The 19,703-nt window shown below is 54.6% G+C and carries 16 protein-coding genes; 10 read left to right on the top strand and 6 right to left on the bottom strand.

The features are described from left to right. The first annotated feature begins 83 nt into the window (after positions 1–83). Positions 84–851 (top strand): HNH endonuclease family protein, encoded by a 768-nt coding sequence (locus tag O146_RS11080; RefSeq protein WP_051619247.1) that lies wholly within the window; start codon positions 84–86, stop codon positions 849–851. Positions 852–917: 66 nt separating this feature from the next. Further along, entirely contained in the window at positions 918–2,111 is a 1,194-nt protein-coding gene (locus O146_RS12140) for a DoxX family protein (protein ID WP_051619248.1), read from the top strand. Here the strand turns inward: O146_RS12140 and O146_RS11090 are convergent. The 4 genes from O146_RS11090 to O146_RS11100 form a co-directional block, all read right to left on the bottom strand. Next, the gene (locus O146_RS11090; protein WP_244266803.1) at positions 2,108–3,406 is read right to left on the bottom strand and encodes a glycosyltransferase 87 family protein; all 1,299 of its coding nucleotides are present in this window, start codon (positions 3,404–3,406) and stop codon (positions 2,108–2,110) included. The two genes, O146_RS12140 and O146_RS11090, sit on opposite strands and share 4 nt — an antisense overlap. Further along, a complete protein-coding gene (gene ilvD / locus O146_RS0104370; RefSeq protein ID WP_027017763.1) occupies positions 3,399–5,240 on the bottom strand; it encodes a dihydroxy-acid dehydratase in 1,842 nt (613 codons plus the stop codon). The genes O146_RS11090 and ilvD overlap by 8 nt, the downstream gene beginning before the upstream one ends. Positions 5,241–5,306: 66 nt before the next feature. Beyond that, on the bottom strand, positions 5,307–5,948 hold the full coding sequence (locus O146_RS11095) for a PH domain-containing protein (RefSeq protein ID WP_232218023.1): 642 nt from the start codon (positions 5,946–5,948) through the stop codon (positions 5,307–5,309). A gap of 32 nt (positions 5,949–5,980) precedes the next feature. After that, complete coding sequence (locus O146_RS11100; RefSeq protein ID WP_021352357.1) at positions 5,981–7,213, bottom strand: mechanosensitive ion channel family protein; 1,233 nt, start codon at positions 7,211–7,213, stop codon at positions 5,981–5,983. A gap of 315 nt (positions 7,214–7,528) precedes the next feature. Here O146_RS11100 and O146_RS0104385 point away from each other — a divergent pair, with 315 nt between their 5' ends. The 5 genes from O146_RS0104385 (at position 7,529) to serA (ending at position 13,694) form a co-directional block, all read left to right on the top strand. Then, positions 7,529–9,400 carry an acetolactate synthase large subunit gene (locus tag O146_RS0104385; protein WP_027017764.1) on the top strand — a complete coding sequence of 624 codons (1,872 nt, stop codon included), beginning with the start codon at positions 7,529–7,531 and terminating at the stop codon, positions 9,398–9,400. A 2-nt stretch (positions 9,401–9,402) separates the two neighbouring features. Next, positions 9,403–9,918: an acetolactate synthase small subunit gene (gene ilvN, locus O146_RS0104390; protein WP_021352355.1), complete on the top strand. Its 516-nt coding sequence runs from the start codon at positions 9,403–9,405 to the stop codon at positions 9,916–9,918. A 114-nt stretch (positions 9,919–10,032) separates the two neighbouring features. Then, on the top strand, positions 10,033–11,046 hold the full coding sequence (gene ilvC, locus O146_RS0104395) for a ketol-acid reductoisomerase (RefSeq protein ID WP_027017765.1): 1,014 nt from the start codon (positions 10,033–10,035) through the stop codon (positions 11,044–11,046). Then, the gene (locus O146_RS11105) at positions 11,033–11,983 is read left to right on the top strand and encodes a hypothetical protein (protein ID WP_051619249.1); all 951 of its coding nucleotides are present in this window, start codon (positions 11,033–11,035) and stop codon (positions 11,981–11,983) included. The genes ilvC and O146_RS11105 overlap by 14 nt, the downstream gene beginning before the upstream one ends. 130 nt (positions 11,984–12,113) lie before the next feature. Continuing rightward, positions 12,114–13,694 carry a phosphoglycerate dehydrogenase gene (serA, locus tag O146_RS0104405; RefSeq protein ID WP_027017766.1) on the top strand — a complete coding sequence of 527 codons (1,581 nt, stop codon included), beginning with the start codon at positions 12,114–12,116 and terminating at the stop codon, positions 13,692–13,694. 105 nt (positions 13,695–13,799) lie between these two features. Here serA and O146_RS11110 read toward each other — a convergent pair whose 3' ends face one another. Beyond that, positions 13,800–15,053: an aminotransferase class I/II-fold pyridoxal phosphate-dependent enzyme gene (locus O146_RS11110; protein ID WP_051619250.1), complete on the bottom strand. Its 1,254-nt coding sequence runs from the start codon at positions 15,051–15,053 to the stop codon at positions 13,800–13,802. Beyond that, a complete protein-coding gene (locus O146_RS11115; RefSeq protein ID WP_034645255.1) occupies positions 15,050–15,775 on the bottom strand; it encodes a 6-carboxyhexanoate--CoA ligase in 726 nt (241 codons plus the stop codon). Before O146_RS11115 ends, O146_RS11110 begins: the two co-directional genes overlap by 4 nt. 132 nt (positions 15,776–15,907) lie before the next feature. On the opposite strand from O146_RS11115, the gene O146_RS0104420 reads away from it, so the two are divergent. From O146_RS0104420 to O146_RS0104430, 3 genes are all read left to right on the top strand, one after another. Further along, on the top strand, positions 15,908–16,750 hold the full coding sequence (locus O146_RS0104420) for a hypothetical protein (RefSeq protein WP_027017767.1): 843 nt from the start codon (positions 15,908–15,910) through the stop codon (positions 16,748–16,750). Between the two features lie 94 nt (positions 16,751–16,844). Then, positions 16,845–17,864, top strand: coding sequence for a 3-isopropylmalate dehydrogenase (locus tag O146_RS0104425; RefSeq protein ID WP_027017768.1), 1,020 nt, complete (start codon positions 16,845–16,847; stop codon positions 17,862–17,864). 10 nt (positions 17,865–17,874) lie between these two features. Next, positions 17,875–19,647, top strand: a complete 1,773-nt coding sequence (locus O146_RS0104430; RefSeq protein WP_051619251.1) for a hypothetical protein — start codon at positions 17,875–17,877, stop codon at positions 19,645–19,647. Positions 19,648–19,703: the final 56 nt, after the last annotated feature.

Consider the following 19,703-nt stretch of genomic DNA (forward strand, 5'->3'; position numbering starts at 1 on the left):
GTATGACGTGTCAACTATAGCAAAAGCTGTGGTAATCTAAGCGCACTATGCGAGCGCTAAGAAAAACTACGGGGATTGCCCTGATGGGGGCAGTATCTGTGCTGTTATCAGGCTGCACTGTTTCTGGAGGTGCAGATTCCACCCAGGGGCAAGCTGGTGCGACTACAACTACCACGGTGTCTACCACGGTTACCACCACACAGGCTGCGGAAACGAATGCGGAAGCATCGGAGAATCAGAGTGCGCAGCATCCGTTTCCGCATGCGCAACCAGGTGTCTATACAGACGACTCGCTGGATTACCGTGCCATGCATCAGAGCTTGGAGATCAAAGGCCGAGCCCCGAAAACCGGCTATGATAGGGAGCGTTTTGGTTCTGCGTGGACTGACGACGTGAATGTCGCTGGTGGACGTAATGGCTGTGATACTCGCAATGATATTTTGCAACGCGATCTAGCTCAGATCTCTGTTCGCAATGGGACCCATGGATGCCTTGTGGAAAGTGGCGAGTTTACTAGCCCGTATACCGGTGAACACATTGACTTTCGTCGTGGGGACAATCAGGTAGATATCGAACACGTAGTTGCGCTTGGCGACGCCTGGGTGAAGGGGGCTTTCGAATGGGGTGAAACTAAGCGCCGTGATTTCGCGAATGACCCGATTAATCTCTTGGCCGTGGACGCATCCAGCAATCGCGCGAAAGGTGCAGCTGATGCTGCCAGTTGGTTGCCACCCAACAAGGCTTTTCGTTGCGATTATGGGCGTATCCAGGTTCACGTGAAATATGTTTACGGGTTATGGGCTACTGACGCTGAACATCGAGTGCTTGGCGAATTGTTGGACCAGTGCTAGTAACCTCTTCGGTTTATCGGTGGGTTGGTGCCTGGTTTCTGCAGGGTGATCGCATAAATTGGGTCCATGAGCGATCGAAAAAATACTTCCAGCACAGCCCAAGGTGGCAACGCTGGCCGAAAACCAGATAAAGCGGATTTTCACGATGACGCATTCGACGTCCCCACCTATGAGGGGCCGCAAACATCGACGACCCAACCTTCCGAAAAACCACAACGGGCAAAAGCGGACGCAGAGAAAACTTCTCCGTCTACAGAAGCTCGTACAACTATTTTCGAACGAGCTGGCCGGGCAGCTCCGCAGGTGATCGAGCCGAATTCTAGCGAAAACCGCGCTACTGGTGCGAGCGTTGATTCCGAGCCAACGACGCAGTTTGCTCAGCCAGAGGCAGCTACTAATACTGGCGCGACGGATGCTGGCACACCGAATGCTGGCGCACCGGAAGCTGGTGTGTCGGACGCAGTGGATGAGCATCGTCCGGAATACCGAGATGAAGATTTTGCCGCTACCGAAGTCATTGATCCTGCTGGCAAGCAGACCACCATACCGGTTGCAGCATCTGCTACACCACAACAAGCCGGGTATTCGGTGCCAACTCAGCAAGGTGTTCCACAGGGGCAGCAAGGTCTCGCCAACGATGAACAGATTCCGGTTGATGGGCCTTATGCACAGGGAACTGGTGTCTCAGCCGAAACGCCTGGCAACGCTGCTAGTGCAGAGCCGGTGACCACAGTTGATACTCGCCGCGGGACTATTGATTTGGGGCTGTTCCTGCTGCGCATTGCGCTCTCTGCGTGGCTGATCATTCAAGCGACCGGGACGTTTTTCACACTGGGCTCCCATGAGGGTATTGCAGGCTTAGAATCTGATTTTGCTGCTTATAACCAAGCACATTTAGTGGCCATCGCAGTTCCATCCGTACAATTGGCTGCTGGTATTTTCTTGCTGCTTGGCTTGTTAGCACCAGTTGCTGCCATGCTTGCGTGGATTGTGACCGGGTTTTTGGTCGTCCACGAGCTTGCCCAGGCGCAAACTGGTCTCAACGTTTTTAACTGGGAAGAAACTTTGTGGGTGCCGGTGATGGCAGCAGTTCTTGCGCTGGTAGTTCAATTTACCGGGCCCGGATTATATGCGCTTGATGGTGCGCGCGGCTGGGCACGACGCCCGCTAGCCTCCTCCTGGCTCTTTATGATCCTCGGCATTGCGGCAGTCGTGGTCGCATGGTGGTTGCTGGCAGGAACCAACCCACTGTCGGCTTAAAGCGTTATTTTATCGCTCGTCCCGGTTTGGCTGGGCAATCCTGCTAGCGATTTCCCGTGCTGGTGATACTTGCCTTGTGGTCGGCATTCCCAGGCGATAACGAGCAGGGTTGCTAAGCCGAGCCAGACGAAATCACTAACAAATACCTTCGGCCAAAAGCTTAATGCGTGTACTTCGATGGCATCGCCGTACCACCATTTCGGTGGTTGTTCGAGGACTACCAGAACGGAAATCCAGAGCGCGACGGTAGCCCCAAGGCCGTAATCACGCATGCTATGTGCCCGCCAGAACCACACCGGAACCGCTACGGCTAACCAGACCCAATGGTGGGACCACGACACTGGAGAAATTAATAGCATGATTACTGCGTTGATAAGCCAGGCGTCGACGAGATAGCCACGGCGCAATAACTGGATCATGATCCATGCGCCAGTGGTGATAGTTAGAATTACCAACACTGCCCAGAGAGCAGTCACGAGGTGTCCGGAATCTTCCAAAGCTTGCTCGCTGCTAAACCAGCGCTGGATCATGCCGCGCCAGGAGCTGTTTGATTGGTACGAGGTATTGACGCCGAAATCTCCACCTGAACCCATTCCCAGAAGGCGAGCACCATAAAATTCCCAGGTGGCATCGAAGCGCACGATAGCGGCAAGCAGTGTTGCGAGTGCAGCAGAAATACCGGCGGTGACTATTGCTCGGAAGTCTTTGCGGAGCAGGAAATAGAGCAGCATTGCCAATGGCGTTAGTTTGATTGCGGCGGCGATGCCGATTAGCCATCCTTGTGGGAGTGTGCGTTTGCGGGGTACAAGATCGAGTACTACCAACGACATGAGGATGACGTTAATCTGGGCGAAGCTGTGGTTGAGCTCCACCGGCTCACTGATTAAAGCCAACGCCCAAGAAATAGCTGCGGCTGGCATAGCCCAGCGGTTAGCGTCGAGTAGCCAGCGCCATACCAACCATAAGCAGAGCAGCAAGAGTGCGTTGGAGAGTGCGATGACGATACGACCGGCGAAGGTGTCATCAATCCCAGGGATTATATTGAGGGGTGCCATAAATAGTGCGCCAAACGGCGGATAGATAAATGGCAGCGCGAGGTCGCCGGCAAACATGGGCTCGGAATACATTTCCCGACCGTGCAAGAATGCGTCAACGCCCTGCCGGTAGATCACCATATCCACCGGCGACGCTGTTTTGTTGATGCGATAAAACGTCGCGGCTAGCCCAGCAATTAGCCCGATAATGGTTAGCAATGGAGCACTGTGGTGCCGCAAACTAGTGTCTCTGCTAGTCAACTTGGCGTACGGCCCCTTTATCTGCGCTGGTAGCCATCTTGGCATAAGCACGCAGCGCCTTGGTTACGGTGCGCTTACGTTCGGTGGGCTGCCACGGTTGCGCACGGTTTTCCATTTCTTGGCGACGACGTGCAATTTCTTCGTCGGCAAGTTCTAGGGTTAAGCTCCTGTCCTTGACGGAAATGCGGATGGTATCGCCATTTTCGATCAATCCGATTAAACCACCTGCTGCAGCTTCTGGTGAGATATGCCCAATGGACAGCCCTGAAGTGCCTCCGGAGAACCGGCCATCCGTGATCAGAGCGCACTTTTTGCCGAGCCCAGCGCCCTTTAAGAACGAGGTAGGGTGCAGCATTTCTTGCATCCCTGGACCTCCGGCAGGGCCTTCGTAACGGATTACGACGACCTCACCAGGTTGTACTTCGCGCTTGAGGATTGCGCTGACAGCAGCTTCTTGGGATTCCAGCACGCGTGCCGGACCGCTAAATTCCCAAAGGTTTTCGTCTACACCCGCGGTTTTCAGTACAGCGCCATCCGGCGAGAGATTGCCGCGCAAGACGACGAGCCCGCCGTCGGCAGAATGAGCGTGCATAACATCATGGATGCAACCTGTCTCGGCATCGGTATCCAGTGATTCCCAGCGATTTGTGCTGGAGAATGGCTCAGTGGTGCGCACACCGCCTGGTGCTGCATAAAACAGATCCTCGGCGTCCGTGATTGCTTTGCCCCCGCGGATGTCCCAGTCGTTAAGCCAGCCGTCCAGGGTGTCGTACTGCACCGTATGAACATCTTCGTCCAGCAAACCGCCGCGTCGCAGTTCGCCCAAGATCGCGGGGATGCCACCGGCGCGATGCACATCTTCTACGTGGTAGACCCCATTGGGAGCGACTTTCGACAGACACGGCACTTGGTGTGAGATTTCCTCGATATCGCGTAGATCGAAATCGACCTCGCCTTCTTGGGCTGCAGCGAGGGTATGCAAAATCGTGTTGGTGGAACCGCCCATGGCCATATCGAGCGCCATTGCGTTGCGGAACGCCTTTTTCGTAGCGACGCTGCGTGGCAAGACGGATTCGTCTTCATTACCGTAATAGCGCTCGCACATGTCGACGATTAACTGGCCTGCTTTTTGGAACAAACCGTGGCGTGCCTGGTGTGTTGCCAACGTGGTGCCGTTGCCTGGCAAAGATAAACCAAGGGCTTCGGTTAGACAGTTCATCGAGTTGGCTGTAAACATGCCGGAGCATGATCCGCAGGTAGGGCAGGCCGATTCCTCGATTTTGGCAAGTTCGTCGTCAGAAACTTTGTCGTTAGCCGATGCGGAGATGGCGTCGACAAGGTCTGAAGACGTCTGCGCAACGCCGTCGATGACGACGGCTTTTCCGGCTTCCATCGGGCCGCCGGAAACAAAAACAGTGGGAATGTTTAGGCGCATAGCTGCATTAAGCATGCCCGGGGTGATCTTATCGCAGTTGGAAATGCACACCATGGCGTCGACAGTGTGAGCGTTAACCATGTACTCGACAGAATCGGAGATGATTTCCCGAGAAGGCAAGGAATACAGCATGCCCGAGTGACCCATGGCGATTCCGTCGTCCACCGCGATGGTGTTGAATTCTTTCGGTACACCGCCGGCTTCGCGTACTTGCTCGGCAACGATATCTCCGACGTTCTTTAAGTGCACGTGACCGGGCACGAATTGCGTGTAGGAATTCACGATTGCCACGATTGGCTTACCGAACTCATTATCCCGGGTGCCGGTGGCACGCCATAAAGCGCGCGCGCCTGCAGCATTGCGGCCAACGGTTGTTACTTTCGAGCGAAGAGGGTACACAAGGATGCCTTTCTTTTGTGCGGTTTAGTCGGCGAAGCAGGGAGAAATAACCTAAATCCGGTTTTCTCAGCTGTCCCCTTGGTAACGTCGGCGTTGCTGCTGCTGTTGCTGACTCGACTTGCTATGTGGTTTCCGGGGGCTGTGGTCTGGCTTGTGTTCGTGGACTTGTTGGTGCTGCTGTTTGCGAGAGGCCGGGTGCGATTCGTAGTGCTGGGCAGCAACGCCATCGTATTTTTCAAATTCGTCCCGTGTCATCATGATGCGCTGACCGTCGCGATGAGTGATCACAACTTTTTCGTCAGCGGCTTCTTTGCCCTCGGTGAGGACGTCTCGGATTCGTCCTTGAGATGCGGTTTCTAATGCGGGAAGTGATTGGAAAGTCACCCCGGGAAGGTTGAATTGTTTGCCGTCCCGTGTGCTGGCAAAAACTCGGGATCGTTGAAACCCAATGCCTTGGAATTCCTCCCAGGCGATGGTGACATCGGATTTGAAGGCATAGGTAATCGTAATGCCTGTTGCGGTGACGGTTGTTTTTGCGCGTAGAGCCCAGTAGATAAAGGCCAATGGGAAAAGCAACAACCAACCAAGCACAAGGGGAGCCCAGGCGATGCCCATGATTGCAATGCCAATGATGAGTACAGCGGCAATAATGTGGGTGCGCTCTGGGCGGAAACTGGTGCCCTGGGCTGGGTTTTCTGCAACACTCATGGCGACCATGCTACGGGATGAAGGAAAAATCTTTAATTCGTGGATACCTTCAGTGTGGTTTCTGTCGCAGGGGGTGCCAGCGGACCGTGTACCAGTTCGCCGTCGATTTCTATGCTGGAGCCGAGAATACGCACAATGAGCAGAGCGATAAACAATAACGATAGGCCCGTTGTTGAAGGGCGAAGGTTGCCATTGAACGACAATAACTTGCCGACGAGCGTGCGCGGGTCCAGCCTGCGGTAATGCTCGGAGTCTTGTGCGGTTAGCTCGGTGATCTCCTGGCTGTTTTCTTCTGGTGTGGTGGTGCCAAGGGATAGATCCACCCATGGGTTGTTGGCATAAGAACCTGAGGTGTTTTCGGTATATTCCGGTTTCTTTCGTAGGGAGACTTCGCCCTGTAGGTCGCCGTTAATAGTTGGGGCTGAACCGTATTCGCTCCAAAACTCTTCCATTACAGACAGGCGGATGCCACGCTCAACCATCCATTGCATACCTGCTTCAGTCATAATCATCGCACGGATATTTACGGTCCAGGGCATTCCAACTACCTGGGGAGGGTTGATGCCGTTGCCGACCGCTGGGTGAATTTCCAAATCGCCTTTGAGAACTTCGGCGATTTCTGGGACTTCGAGTGCGCGCTGCGTTGCTTTTTGGAATCTCTCGACGGCCTCCCAGGGGGTTTTCACTTCGAGCAGCGGGACCGGCATCACGACGACGGCTGAGGACCAGTAGTGCGAATGGTTGATGCAGACGCGGGCGGTGCTGTTTGGGACGATGATGGTCTCTTCATTCAAGGTCCGGATACGGGTGGCGCGCATTGTCACCTGAATGATCGTGCCTTCGACTTCGATTCCGTTGCCTTCAAACTTCACCCAGTCGCCGATGCCATATTGTTTTTCGGACAGAATAAAAAACCCGGCGAGAAAGTCAGCAATAATCGATTGCGCGCCCAGACCTACGGCAGCGGAAGCGGCTGTAGCTGGGATGGTAGCGCCCACGAGAGAGAAGCCTAGTTGCTGCAGGAAAAACACGAACAGCACGAAGTAGGCAATGAGCTGCGCGATATAAATCGCAACACCGGCGACGGCAAGTGATGATTTAGATTCATCAAAATCGGCGATGCGCTGTGACCTGTGTTGTGACCAGCGGTGGGCCAGGCGTCCTGCCCGAGGAACGAGTAGCGCGCCGATGAACAGCAAGGCGAAGTCTACGCCACGTTCGATCGACCAGCGCCAGATCTGTTCCAGCACGAAATCTAGCGTCATGAATCGTATCTTAGACTTCATCGACGGGGTGCTGTGAGCCAGATGGGGGTGAAATCGAGTTTTCTCACATCATTGTGTAATGTAGATCTCGTGATCAACGAAATTCGACTTCAAGTAGTAGTGCCCTAGGGGGCGTGCCCGAACGGGACACACTTGCAGCCGCATTAACGCACGCCTCCGACAGCACCCACCACAGTGCGAATGTCGGGGGCTTTTGTTGTGAGAAGACCGCAATAAAACACCGCAATTTTGCGTCTTCGGCATGATCACCCGAGCGTGAAACATAGAAAACCTTGATGGAATGGAGACCATAACGTGTCGGCCACAAACCAGCCCAGCCCGTCGGTAGCTGCTTCCGGCGCCGGTTCCAAGAGCGCAAGCACGCGCATGATCGGTGCAGAGGCCATCGTGAAAACCTTGGAAGACCTTGGCACAGATATTGCTTTCGGCATTCCTGGCGGTGCGGTGCTCCCGCTATACGATGCGCTGTATAGCTCAGAAAAACTACGTCACGTGCTGGCACGCCACGAACAAGGGGCTGGCCATGCGGCAGAGGGCTATGCGCAAGCATCTGGAAAGGTTGGCGTGATGATCGCAACCTCTGGACCAGGAGCCACCAACCTGGTAACCCCGCTTGCTGACGCTATGTTGGACTCTGTCCCGGTTGTAGCGATTACTGGGCAGGTAGGTTCCAAAATGTTGGGTACTGATGCCTTTCAGGAAGCCGATATTCGTGGCGTCACGATGCCTGTGACCAAGCATAATTTCATGGTTACGCATGTAGAAGAAATCCCAGAAGCGATTGTTTCGGCATTTCACCTGGCGTCGACGGGACGTCCGGGGCCGGTGTTGGTGGATATCCCGAAAGATCTGCAGGTTGCAGAGTTAGACTATATTTTCCCGACGACGGTGGACCTGCCAGGTTATAAGCCAGTAACCAACCCACACCCGCGACAACTGACTGCTGCAGCTGATCTGATAGCCGCGGCGGACAAACCGGTGTTGTATATCGGCGGTGGTGTGATTAAGGCGGAAGCGCACCGTGAGTTGCGGGAGTTTGCAGAATACACGGGTATCCCGGTCGTGACCACGCTGATGGGGCTGGGGTCATTTCCGGAATCGCATGAACTGCACATGGGTATGCCGGGCATGCATGGTTCGGTTCCCGCGGTTGCAGCTTTGCAACGTGCCGATTTGCTTATCACGATCGGTGCGCGCTTCGATGACCGGGTTACGGGTGATACTTCTACCTTTGCGCCGGATGCCAAAGTTATCCACGCTGATGTGGATCCAGCGGAGATCGGTAAGATTCGGGCAGTGGATGTTCCGATCGTGGGGGACGCCCGGGAAGTTTTGCTGGGTCTGTTGCGAGCTTTCCAGAACAATTCTTCCCGCGCGGTTCGCGATCTGACTCCGTGGATGACCTACTTGCATGGCCTGCAGGAACGTTTCCCTCGTGGCTACGACGAGCAGGCTGACGGTGCGTTGTCACCACAGTATGTCATTGAGCAACTTTCGCAGGCAGCTGGTCCGGATGCCGTCTATGTCGCGGGCGTCGGACAGCATCAGATGTGGTCTGCGCAGTTTATTGATTTTGAGAAGCCACGCACGTGGCTAAATTCTGGTGGTTTGGGAACCATGGGCTATTCCGTTCCTGCTGCTATGGGTGCAAAAGCCGGTTGTCCAGAAAAAGAAGTCTGGTCTATCGACGGCGATGGTTGTTTCCAAATGACCAACCAGGAGCTCACCACCTGTTTCATGGAGGGGTTCCCGATTAAGGTGGCTCTGATTAACAACGGTAACTTGGGTATGGTGCGCCAGTGGCAGACGCTGTTTTTCAACGAGCACTATTCCAATACCAAATTGAAGAAAGAAAACAGCGATTACGTGCCGGACTTCGTGCAGCTCTCTGAGGCGATGGGCTGCGTCGCGTTGCGGGTCACTAAAAAGGAAGAAGTCGTGCCTGCTATTGCGAAAGCACGGGAGATCAACGACCGTCCGGTCGTCATCGATTTCGTCGTTGGGGAGGACGCGCAAGTTTGGCCGATGGTCTCAGCCGGGGCGTCGAACTCGGATATTCAGTACGCGAAAGACTTGCGTCCACTTTTCGACGAAGACAACTCTGCTGGGGAATCCCCAGCACAAATTCATGAGACCGTGCAAGAGCATCCAGAACAGGAGAAATAACCATGGCTGCATATGAGACGACTCGCCACACGTTGTCTGTCCTAGTCCAAGACGTCGACGGTATTATTTCCCGCGTTGCGCAGCTGTTTACCCGCCGCGGTTATTCCCTCATTTCTCTAGTTTCTGGACGCACCGAAAAATCTGGTATCAACCGCTTGACCGTGGTTGTTGATGCAGATGATGTCGTAATTGAACAAGTCACGAAGCAGCTGAACAAGCTGATCGAGGTGCTTAAGGTTGTTCGACTGGAAGAGTCGCAATCAATTGCGCGGCAGATCATGCTGGTTAAGGTATCGGCGGATGCCTCCAACCGCCCACAGGTAGTGGATGCTGCCAATATTTTCCGGGCCCGGATTGTCGACGTCGCTAAGGAATCCGTTGTTATTGAGGCCACCGGAACTTCGGGCAAGCTCCGCGCCTTGTTGGATGTGCTTGAGCCGTTTGGGGTTCGTGAACTCGTTATGGGGGGTCGGATCGCGCTGGCTCGTGGCCCGAAGATTATGGCCCCCGGAAAATAATCCCACATAGTGGCGAATCTGTCTCATAGCGTGATACGCATTGTGGTAGATTAAAAACAGGTTAGAAGCTATTTCTAATATAGAATCTATAGAATCCGACAGAAAGGATCTTTCATGGCTATTGAAACTTTTTACGAGGACGACGCGGACCTGTCGATCATTCAGGGTCGCAAGGTAGCCATTATTGGCTACGGTTCTCAGGGGCACGCACACGCTCAAAACCTGCGTGATTCCGGCGTTGAGGTTGTTATCGGTCTGCGCGAAAATTCCCGGTCCCGCGCTAAGGCGGAGGAAGCTGGCTTCACCGTCAAGAGCAACGCGGAAGCTTCCGAATGGGCAGATGTCATCATGGTTCTTGCGCCAGATACGGCTCAGAAAGATCTGTATAACAACGAGATCGCACCAAATCTGAAGGATGGCGACGCCGTTCTGTTCGGCCATGGTCTTAACATCCATTTCAAGCTGATTGAGCCTGCCGACAACATCACTATCGGCATGGTTGCACCAAAGGGACCGGGCCACTTAGTTCGTCGCCAGTTTGCAGACGGCAAAGGCGTTCCTTGCTTGATCGCTATTGAGCAGGATCCGAAGAAGGAAGGCCACGACCTGTGCCTGTCTTATGCTTCTGCAATTGGCGGCGCTCGCGCTGGCGTTATCCCAACCACGTTTGAAGCGGAAACCGTCACTGACCTTTTCGGTGAGCAAGCAGTTCTCTGCGGCGGTACTGAGCAGCTGGTGAAGACAGGCTTCGAGGTTTTGGTCGAAGCTGGCTACGAGCCAGAGATGGCTTACTTCGAGTGCCTGCATGAGCTGAAATTGATTGTGGACTTGTTGTTCGAGGGCGGGTTGACCAACATGAACTACTCGGTTTCTGATACCGCTGAGTTCGGTGGCTACCTGTCGGGCCCACGTGTGATCAACGATGACACCAAGCAACGCATGAAAGATATCCTGAGTGATATTCAGGATGGTACTTTCACCAAGCGCTTGATTGACAACGTGGACAACGGCAACAAGGAGCTCGAGGACCTTCGTAAGGAGACCAACGAGCACCAGATCGAGACCACAGGCGCGAAGCTTCGCGATCTGATGAGCTGGGTGAAAAACCCACTTGATGCCACGGCTTAACCGTAGCTCGGTGGTGGCAGCGGTCATCGCTGCCAGTGCATTGGTGGTCTCTTCGTGTAGTTCGGTGCAGCAAAATTTTGAATCGCGCCCTTTCGAAAAGACCACCTCTGCTATTCCCACCGCTATTAATCAGGCGCGTTCAGAAAATCTGAACCGGTTCGTTGATGACGCCTATCCGAATAGGGTACAAATCATCGCGGAAGACTTTGGTTTGGAAACTGCGCGGGAATTCTTTAGGCAATCACGCACACTGATTGTGGTTGAAAACCGCGATGGGGCTATTGCCCGGGGAGCGTCGATTGGCATAGCACAATACGCTCCGGTGGTGATCTATGACCGGAGCGTGCACGGCGAAATCCGCCAATTAATTGAAGACTTAAGGGTCGAAAGGGTTCTTACCGTCGGTAAAGTGGGGATCGCAGATAGTACAGGCGCGTTCGAAGTGTTCAATGACCCTGGCACCGATCAAGCTTTGGCGGATTTTACAGCGCACGAATTTGAACAAATCGAAGTCAGTGATCCTGCCAATCTCGTACACGCTTTATCTCAGCTGACCCCTGGTGGTAAGCAAGAAGTAGTGGCTACATGGGATCCGTTGGAAACCCGGGAGCACGATCCCTTGCCCGCGGTTTATGCACAATCGCGGCGTGATAAAGAAATGGCGCCGGTGATGGTGGCTACTAATGAATCGCCAGCAATTTCGGTAGCTAATGCCACGGCTTTCGGAGCTAAAGTGCGCGTGATGCCAGAGACCGATCTCACCAGTAATTTTGAGTCTTTGGCTATGGTCGCAGGTCTTGCCGACGGGCCATTGATCGCTTTTGGGCGCCAATTTGGAACCTCACGGGAGTTTTCGCACAAAATTCGGGTTGCAGAACTTTCTGCACAGCGAGCAGAAAAGACCACCGTTTCGAAGAGCAAAAATACCAAGTCTTAAGCGCTTGCGCTTCACGAATTTTAATCCCGGTGGAGCTCGCGCCGCCGCACCAACCTGGTTGTATAATCCAAACCACATCCCAAGTTCATAGCACCTCTATTCAAGCCAATTTTCGCAGGAGAGTATTTCAGTGACCAAGCCGGTGGTTTTAATCGCAGACAAACTAGCGCAGTCCACGGTTGACGCCCTGGGCGATGCCGTCGAAGTTCGTTGGGTTGATGGCCCAAATCGCCAGGAACTGCTGGCTGCAGTTGGCGATGCGGATGCGCTGCTGGTGCGTTCGGCAACGACCGTCGACAAGGAAGTGCTCGAGGCCGCACCAAAGCTCAGCATCGTTGGGCGCGCAGGTGTCGGGCTGGACAATGTTGATATTGATGCAGCTACTGAACGTGGCGTCATGGTTGCAAACGCCCCAACATCAAATATTCATTCTGCGTGTGAACAAGCCATTGCGCTCCTGATGGCTACAGCGCGACAGATTCCCGCCGCTGATAAGACTCTGCGCGACGGCGAATGGAAGCGTTCGTCGTTCAAAGGCGTGGAAATCTTCAATAAAACTATCGGTATCGTCGGATTCGGCCACATTGGCCAGTTGTTTGCACAACGTCTGGCGGCATTCGAAACCGAAATTATCGCCTATGACCCTTACGCGAACCCGGCGCGTGCCGCGCAATTAGGCGTGGAGTTGGTGGAGCTCGATGAGCTCATGTCGCGTTCGGATTTTGTGACCATTCACTTGCCGAAGACCAAAGAAACTGCTGGTATGTTCAACGCCGATTTGTTGGCAAAGGCGAAGAAGGGCCAGATCATCATCAACGCGGCTCGCGGTGGTTTGGTTGACGAATCGGCATTGGCAGAATCTATTAAATCCGGACACCACCGTGGCGCTGGTTTTGACGTGTATGAATCCGAGCCGTGCACTGATTCTCCATTATTTGCGTTGCCAGAAACCGTGGTTTCCCCACATTTGGGAGCGTCCACCGTGGAGGCACAGGACCGGGCAGGTACCGACGTTGCAGCATCTGTTCTGAAGGCGCTGCGTGGTGAATTCGTTGCCGATGCCGTCAATGTTTCTGGTGGCCGTGTTGATGAAGAAGTTGCCCTTTGGTTGGAATTATCGCGGAAGTTGGGTGTTGCGGCCGCTCGTTTCTTGGATGGTGCTCCAGTTTCTCTGGAGGTAACAGGGTGCGGTGAGCTGTCCACGGAGAAACTAGACGTTTTGGGTCTGTCCGCAGTTCGTGGTCTGTTCAGTGGTGTGACGGATGAAGCGATTACTTTCGTTAATGCTCCGCAAGTTGCGCAACAGCGTGGTTTGCAGATCAGCGTGGATAGCCAGAGTGAATCTGCTTACCACCGTTCCTCGCTTCAGGTGAAAGTTGTTGCTTCTAATGGTGCTTCGGCCACGGTGGTTGGTGCGCTGACTGGTACAGAACGCATCGAAAAGATCGTACGGATTGATGGTCGCGGTGTAGACATGCGTGCCGAGGGGCGTAACTTGTTCTTCCAGTACACTGACGTTCCTGGTGCTCTGGGAATTGTTGGCACTGAACTGGGCAATGCTGGCATCAACATCGAAGCAGCGGCGTTGACTCAGGCTGCTAAGGGTGATGGCGCTATTTTGATTTTGCGTGTGGAAGCAGAAGTTCCAGCTGAGCTGGAGAAGACGATCGCAGACAAGCTGTCTGCAGAATCGTTCCAGCTGGTGTTCTAGAGCTAGTTGGCTGAGTTCTCCTAGGTTTGGCGAGCGGTCTGTCCTTTATTCGGGCAGACCGCTCGTCGTGCTAGGGGCTTGTGTGCATGGTGGCGCGGGCTAGTTTTATCGTCCTGGGCTTATGGCTTTGGCAGGTGTGGGTGGTCGCCATCCAAGGTCTCTGAGGGTTTGTGCAAACCGCGTAATGTCGGCAAGCTCTAAGGTGGCCATAGCAGTTGCTCGCAGAATCGCTTGCCCGCGTGCGACGGTTGGGTAGCGGATAGCCGGAATATGAAAGCCACGGTCTGCTAACTCGGAGGCCAGGCGCACGGCAGCAGATTCAGCGCCGACCGGTAGGGGAATGATCGGAGAATGGGCACTGCCAGAATGGGCACTTTCAAAAAGGACGCTGTCAGAATCGACGCCGTCGAAAACGCGAATTCCGGTGATTTCTCGTAGCGCGGCAGCACGTTGTTGGAGGCGTACCACTGGGTGTTGCTGTGTCAGTGGCTTTTGAATCACCTCTAGTGCAGCGGAGATAGCCGCGCAGTTTGCTGCGCTGCAGGCGGTTGAATACACGTAGCCGCGTGCTTGGTTACGTAATAAATTTGCCACCGGTGTCGAACAAGCCACGAAGCCGCCTTCTGCTCCCAGGGCTTTGCTAGCCGTGACAATCAGGATATCGGGGCGGGTGTTGTGTACTTGAGTGCTACCAATCCCGTGCTTGCCCACAGTCCCGATTCCGTGTGCATCATCAACCAGCAACCAGGCGTCGTGGTGAGTGCAGATTTCGCGCAGCCTGGCTAGGTCGGCGATATCACCGTCCATAGAAAATACCCCATCACTGACTACTAGTTTGTACCTAGCGGTGCATTCTGCCAGCTGTTGTTCTAATGCTGTGTAGTCGCAGTGTGGGTAAATCGATTTCTTCGTACCGGAAGTTGTGGCTAAGCGAATGCCGTCGATGAGACTGGCATGATTGAGCGAATCCGAAAAGATATGCAGATCCGGGTGTGCCAGCGTTTGCAGAACGGAAAGGTTTGCTTGGTACCCGGTGGCAAACAGGACTGCATCTTCGAAGCCGACAAAGTTGGCTAGTTCTCGTTCTATGCGACGATGCCAGGTAGTGGATCCCGTCGTTAAGCGTGATCCGCCGGACCCGGTGCCGAATTCTTCCAGTGCAGACCTTGCTGCGGCGATAACTTCTGGATGGGTAGCAAGGCCTAGGTAATTTGATGATGACAGCAAGATGCGTTCGCTGGGCTGATCTTTTAGCTGCGCCCGCGGGGTTTGTGGTCCGACAAATTCTATGGGGGTGCGCATAAGCCCTTGCTGTTGCCATTTTTCTAGACGCTGGGTGGCGAGCTCGGTGAGGTTCATCCGACGATCACTGCTTGGTTTTCTAAATAGGCAGAGATTTCGGCGAGTGCTTCTTGGTCCGCTCGGCTCACGACAATCACTCGTGTTCCTTGGTCGGTACCAGCCAGCTTCATATTCGCGATGCGATGGTAACGACCTCGTATGCAGACGTATCCGGTGGTGTAGTCCGGGTCATCGGAGATGCAGACTTCTGCAAGTACGTGTGGGCACGAGGCTACTTTTGCGGCGAGCACACGAGCTTCGCGCACGTAGTTTTTGCTGTCTGGTTCGGTTGCGGCAGCAAGACTTAGTGAGCTGCGGTGGTCCATGGTGCTCGCGCGCACCCCGCGTTGCTTATCTGGTTCGATTCGTTGGCCGGTTGCGCTATCTATCACCATCGCTCCACGCAGCCCCGTGACTGTTTGTAGGTAGTTCCAGATGACTTCGCTGTGCGGGGTTACTTCCGCTAGCAAATCGGTCACCAGTGCGCGAGCCTGGTGTGGGGAAGCGCACGGTAATTCAGAAACGGCGAGTTCTGGCAGGTAGATAATGTCGTCTTTGGCAAGTGCAGTGGTGGTGACCACGATAGAATCCGGGCGTCCTTTGGGGTGCCCAAGTGCGCGAGCATGCAGGTGTTCGCTGATCTGGCTCACAAAACCGGCGGGTACTATGCGCTCGGCCCCGGATATATGGGCCCCGGCGCGGCTGGCTCGCATTTTGATGGAATACATGGTCTCCGGCATGAGAATATTTTAAACCATCACAGGTTCGCTGACTCTGTCGGTGCACAAGCGAATAGGTGCGATGAGCTGCACTAAACAGTGTTCAGGGAATGAGGCAGGCCCGCCGAGTGCGCTGGCTATTAGGCTGGGGATATGATTGCAGCTTCACCAGGCACGCCAGAGCGTTCGCGCTACCTAGCTATTTTTGATCCGAAGTCTGTCCGTCCGCATGAGGTGTATGCAGCAGATATCTCGGCTGCTGATTTGAACCTTGACATAATTAATGGCTCGCTACGCGATGCCGTTGACATGCTGGGAGAGATTAACCCGAAGCCGGCCGTGCGAAGCCTGCAACCTGCGGCGGTGTTGGTGGCGATAACACCAGAGCAAGAGCCAACAGCAATGACCAAGATTTTCCAGGCTGTGATCCCGAAGCATCTGGGGCTGGTCGATCTGGATCGCGACACGACACTTGCCTATGGCGATGACCTGGTTCGTTACCCTATGACGACGGCGCACTATACCTTGGGCTGGTCGTCGCCAAGCGGGATTGCTGACGTGCTGGAAGAGATTTACCGGCAGCAGAGCACCACTGAATATTCGCGAGCTGACTATGTGAAAATTATTGACCGCAAGCCTGCGCGCAGTGTCCATGCTGGAAAGTCTTTGCGCGAAGGGGAACGGGCGCAGAGTGCCTCGGCGGAGGAGAACCAAGAAACGCAGCAGGAAACGCAGTGGAGTTTCCAGCGGAGTTCGCAGTGGGATACGCAGCACTATATTCAATGTTTTTATTCTGCGACCTCGGGTTCGGTGGGTACGCAGGGCAACATTATGGCGGATGAGGGTTTCTGGATTGAAGTGCGTAATGGCGCGGCCGAATTACATTTCGGGATTGGAGGATTGGATTTGCATACGGCCTCTGAGGTGTTCCGTCGTTGGTTGGATGGTGAGCGGAATTTTCCGGATGTGGGGCAGTGGCAGAAGTTGATTATTTAGCGAGTTGATTGGTGCTGAGCTTCGCTTTGGTGTTTGGGATCACTTGTTCGGGTACGCTATGGGAAAGCGCATTTTTGAGAAAGGATACCACTCTATGAGACTCGCTGTTATTGCTGGCGACGGCATTGGCCCCGAAGTTACCGCAGAGGCATTGAAGGTCTTGCATGCGGTGCGTGACGACGTGGACGTGACCGATTTCCATCTGGGGGCAGACAGATACTTGGAAACCGGGGACACGCTCACTGATGAGGACCTCGCCGCGCTTCGCGAACACGACGTGATTTTGCTCGGTGCTATTGGCGACCCCCGCAAGGTTGCTGCAGGCGTGCTGGAGCGGGCCCTGTTGCTCAAACTGCGCTTTGCCTTGGACCATCATGTCAACTTGCGTCCTTCGAAGCTGTATCCGACTTCTTCTTCACCGTTGGCTAATCCCGGTGAGATTGATTTCGTGGTGGTTCGCGAAGGTACCGAAGGGCTGTATTGCGGCAACGGGGGCGTGCTGCGTGAAGGCACTGCGCATGAGGTAGCCTCTGAGGTTTCGCAAAATACTCGATACGGTGTGGAGCGTGTTGTCCGTGATGCTTTCGCGCGCGCCAGGAACCGACGCAAACACCTCACCCTGGTGCACAAGACAAACGTGTTGGTCAACGCCGGTGGTTTGTGGATGCGTACGGTACAGGAGGTAGGTCAGGAATATCCGGATGTCACTGTCGATTACCACCACATTGATGCAGCCACCATCTACATGGTGACAGATCCGGAGCGTTACGACGTCATCGTCACCGATAACTTGTTTGGTGATATTTTGACGGATCTCGCTGGCGCTGTCACCGGCGGCATTGGATTAGCTGCCTCCGGCAATATTGATGCCTCGGGTGCAAACCCGTCCATGTTTGAGCCGGTACACGGTTCTGCGCCGGATATTGCGGGTACCGGCGTTGCTGATCCCACCGCGGCGATTTTGTCGGTGGCCCTATTGCTGCGCCATCTTGGTGACGAGGATAACGCGGCCAAGATTGAACAAGCGGTGGCTGCCGATATCAGTTCCCGCGGTAACCAGGCTATTTCTACCACCGAGGTGGGTGACCGCATCGCCGCAGCGGTGAATGCATAGGATAGTAAGCATGAATCCTCGTCCTTCGTTTTCGAAAGCACATCTGCCCGAGGTGGCCTCTTCTGCAAAGGCGTCGTCTTCAGCGGCGTCGCACTCGTCGTCACGCTCGTCATTGTTATCACGCGCAATTTCTTCCCGGGCCAAGAAAGCTGGCGGCCTGAGTCTGGCGGCCGTGATGGCTTGCGCACTGGTCGCGTGTGCTGATGCGGAGGAGGACACCTCGCCGTTGAGCTCTGCGCATGAGCAAGGGGCTGCCGACGGATCTACGGAGAGTAAGGAATCTGGACCACCAGTGGCAACTGCCTTATCGGACGGCAATCGTACTGGCGATGTCACCGTTGCTGATTTTTATGATGATTTCTCGACGGTTATCGTTGCTGCTGAGGATGAGGGCGCCCAGCGGACGGCCGCGACTGTTGCTGTAGAAGAAGCAGCCCCGATGATCGCCGTCATGGCTGAGTTTGAAATGGACTTAGTCGATTTTTTCAGTTCACACGATGTCGAAAACATCATCACGGTCGGAAATCCGATAGCCCCGGCTGGTCACGAATGGTCGGATTGGTCGCCAAAAGTCGAAGAGCATACCGCAAACGGTGCGAGCGAAAGCACTGGTACGACTGCTACTACCGGTGCAGATGCGCCAGTCGACGTTGTTGACTCTGCGCAACCAATTCAGGAACCTGCGGCGTTGCCGTGGGCGTATGAGGGGCCACGGATCGCTGGGCTGTTGGATCACTTAGAAGAAAACGGAAACCTGCCGGGCAACTCTGCTAAGAATGCCACTCCGATTTACGTCACTGAGCACACTGCTTTGGCTTCGGTCGCTTCAGTTTTGGCTGCGGGCAATGAGGTGACTGTGCTGGATGCGCCGGATATCCGCGCAACCGCAGAATCGATGGACGCCGCACTCAACGGCGACATCATCACTTTGGGCGCTGCATTCGGGGACCAGGATTACGTGGATCGCACCGTTGCACTGGCAGCAAATGGTGAACTTCCTGGTGGGGGCGGACTCGTATTCCCCGGCCGTCGAATGATCGCCCTGTATGGACACCCAGCTGGCCCGGCTTTGGGCGTGATGGGTGAAATGCCACCAGAAGAAGCCATTCGCCACGCGCATGAGCTTGTGGATCAGTACCAGCATTTGGATGAGCAACCAGTCATCCCGGCCTTTGAAATCATCGCAACCATTGCGGCTGCACAGCCGGGCCCACATGGCTTGTACACTAACTACACTGATCCGGCGGAGTTGCAACCGTATATCGACGCTGCTATCGAAGACGGTGGCTATGCTTTCTTGGACCTGCAACCCGGCCGCGAAAGCCTGCTGGAACAGGCCAAGCACTACGAGGAACTGTTGAAACAGCCCTATGTAGGTCTGGCATTGGACCCGGAGTGGAAGCTAGGCCCTAATGAGGTGCCCCTGCAGCAGGTTGGACACGTTGACGCCGCGGAAATCAATGAGGTCTCTGAATGGTTGGCAGAGCTAGTCCGCGAGAATAACTTGCCACAGAAAGGCCTTATGGTGCACCAGTTCCAGCACCAGATGATCCGTAATCGTGAGGCTGTGAACACCAATTACCCAGAGCTTGGTTTCGTGCTGCACGCAGATGGACACGGCCCGCCAGCGGAGAAGTTTGCTACCTGGGATATGGTCCGCAATGATCTTGCCGACGGCTGGTATATGGCGTGGAAGAACTTCATTGATGAAGACAACCCGACCTTCACGCCGGAAGAGACCTACCAGATCAATCCTCGTCCGTGGTTTGTTTCTTACCAGTAGTTCGTAATCTGGTTCATGCCAAGAAGTATGTGTGAAAAGGACTACTTTTACGTTCG

It is taken from the genome of Corynebacterium pseudodiphtheriticum DSM 44287, assembly GCF_000688415.1.
Classification (GTDB): Bacteria; Actinomycetota; Actinomycetes; order Mycobacteriales; family Mycobacteriaceae; genus Corynebacterium; species Corynebacterium pseudodiphtheriticum.